Source organism: Lentisphaerota bacterium, from assembly GCA_016873675.1.
Lineage (GTDB): Bacteria > Verrucomicrobiota > Kiritimatiellia > RFP12 > JAAYNR01 > VGWG01.
The window spans coordinates 1-2,283 of sequence record VGWG01000202.1; the positions used below are offsets into that span (position 1 = coordinate 1).

General features: G+C 64.4%; 3 protein-coding genes. All 3 read left to right on the forward strand.

The window, feature by feature from the left end; genetic code table 11:
* Positions 1-1,015 (forward strand): type II secretion system F family protein (locus tag FJ222_12675; GenBank protein ID MBM4165275.1); only part of this gene is annotated, 1,015 nt, incomplete at its 5' end.
* A gap of 61 nt (positions 1,016-1,076) precedes the next feature.
* The gene (locus FJ222_12680; GenBank protein ID MBM4165276.1) at positions 1,077-1,469 is read left to right on the forward strand and encodes a prepilin-type N-terminal cleavage/methylation domain-containing protein; all 393 of its coding nucleotides are present in this window, start codon (positions 1,077-1,079) and stop codon (positions 1,467-1,469) included.
* Positions 1,470-1,532: 63 nt separating this feature from the next.
* Positions 1,533-2,180, forward strand: a complete 648-nt coding sequence (locus tag FJ222_12685) for a type II secretion system protein (GenBank protein ID MBM4165277.1) — start codon at positions 1,533-1,535, stop codon at positions 2,178-2,180.
* The last annotated feature ends 103 nt before the right edge of the window (positions 2,181-2,283 follow it).

A 2,283-nucleotide genomic window follows, 5' to 3' on the forward strand; every position in this document is an offset into this window, starting at 1 on the left:
GTTCTCCGAGGAGCTGGGCGACCTGCTGGCGGCGGGCATGCCGCTGGGGTCGGCGCTCAACTGCCTCGCGTCGCACGGCAAGGAATCGGCGGGCGGGCGGATCGCCGCCGACCTGCGCGACCGGATCATCCGTGGCGAGTCGTTTTCCGACGCGCTGGCGGCCCACGCCGACAGCTTTCCGTCGCTGTACAGCAACATGATCCGCGCGGGCGAGGCCAGCGGCGCGCTGGCCGACGTGCTGCAGCGGCTGGTCGAGCATTACGAGCGCATGCTCTCGATGCGCGAGAAGATCTTCGCCGCGCTGGTCTATCCGGTGATCGTGCTGGTTTTCGGACTGATCACCGTGATCTTCGCCATGGTCAAGATCGTGCCGCAGTTTACCAGGATGTTCCAGCAGATGGGTCAGGTGCTCCCCCCGTCGACCCGCCTGCTGCTGGGCATGAGCCAGTTTGTGACCCGGTACGGGATTTTCACCGGGATCCTGATCGTTTTCGCCACTGTCCTGTTCTCGCGATACATCAAGACTCGGGGGGGGCGCCTGTGGTGGGACGGCATCAAGCTGCGCACGCCGCTGATCCGGGGCGTGGTCGCCAACGGCGTCTTCGCCAACTTCGCCCACACGCTGAAGACGCTGCTCGCCAATGGCGTCCACATTCTGGATGCGCTGCGCATCACCGAGAACACGGTCGGCAACGCGGTGATCGCCCGCGAGCTGGCCCACGCCCGTGAGCGGGTGACCGACGGCACGACGATCTCCGGCCCGCTGGCCGCGAGCAAGGTCTTTCCCGAGGTGATGACCGACATGCTCTCCATCGGCGAGCAGACCGGCGATATGCCCTCGGCGCTGCAGCACATCGGGCGGCGGTTCGAGACCGAGCTCGACCGCAATATCAAGCTCTTCACGGCCGCGCTCGAACCGATGCTGATCGTCCTCGTCGCGGGTGTCGTCGGCTTCGTGGCCGTCAGTATTCTGGAGGCTGTGTTTCAGGCCACCGGTTCGCTGGGAATCAAGTAAGGGGAAAAGCTGAAAAGCTGAAATGCTGAAATGCTGAAATGCTGAAAAAGGGAGGGATGAGATGAGCGTCACGCACAACACCACCCGCCGGGCGGGTTTCACACTGATCGAGATGCTGCTGGTCGTCACGATCATCGGCATTCTCGCGACCATGGCCGTCTTGAAGATCGGGGGGCAGGGCGAAGTAGCGCGGCGGGAGACCACGCGCGGCACGATCGCCACGATCAGCCAGGCGATCCAGATGTACGGGCTGAGTCACAGCGAGCTGCCCAATACCCTGGACGATTTGACGATTGCGCCCAGCGATGATGTCGAGGCCCCGCTGGACAAGAACAGCCTCGCGGATTCCTGGGGCCAGCCCATCCAGTACAAGAAGCTGAGCAAGGTCAAGTTCGAGCTCCGCTCCGGCGGCCCCGACAAGCAGGTCGGCACCGAGGACGACCTGACGAATTGAGGATTTCGCAAGGGTCGATACTATCGACATGATCGAAGCTATCGACATTATCGAATCGGAACCATGACCCACCCCTCCCATCCGCGCGGGTTTACGCTCATCGAGATGCTGCTGGTGGTGGCCATCATCGGCATCCTGGTCACGATGCTCGCCCCGCGTATGCAGATGATGGGCGGCCCGCGCGTGACCGCAGCCGCGCGGGTGCTGACGCAACTCACCCGCTATGCGCGGACCATGGCCCTGCTGAACCAAACCGAAACCGTGCTTCGCATCTCGGCGGACGGGCTGATCCGCGTCGATGTCGCGGGCCACGCGCCAGCGCCCGTCGACGCCGTTGACGCCGCCGACGCCGCCGCCACGTCTGCGGGCGGCGAGTTGCCCGTCACACCTGCGGACGATGCGGCGGACGAAGCGGCGACTGATGCGGCGGAGGACGGCGCGCCTCCCTCCCTCGGCGAGGCCGTGGCCGTGGAGCGGCGACTGGAAAACGTGACGGTCGTGTTTCTCGGCTATACCGACACGCTTTCTGAATTGCGGGTTCGCGACGCGGAGGCGGGGGCTTCCGAAACCGGCAGCGAGGTCCGCTTCCGCAGCAACGGAACCTGCCGGCCGCATCGCTATTCGCTCACCGACACGACCGGTGTCGAGGCGACGGTGACGGTCGACATCCTGGGCTTGGCGCGTGTGGAGACGGAAGGGGGCAAGCCATGATATCCTCCCTTTGGCGTTGGGCGTTGGGTTTCAGGTTTCAGTGTTCAGGTTTCAGGAAGACGCAACATCGTGTGGTTTTTCCTGACACCCGAAACCTGACACC

Bases quoted from the DNA above. Each gene is read 5' to 3' on its own strand.
- FJ222_12680 (MBM4165276.1), top strand. From the start codon at position 1,077: ATGAGCGTCACGCACAACACCACCCGCCGGGCGGGTTTCACACTGATC.
- FJ222_12685 (MBM4165277.1), top strand. From the start codon at position 1,533: ATGACCCACCCCTCCCATCCGCGCGGGTTTACGCTCATCGAGATGCTG.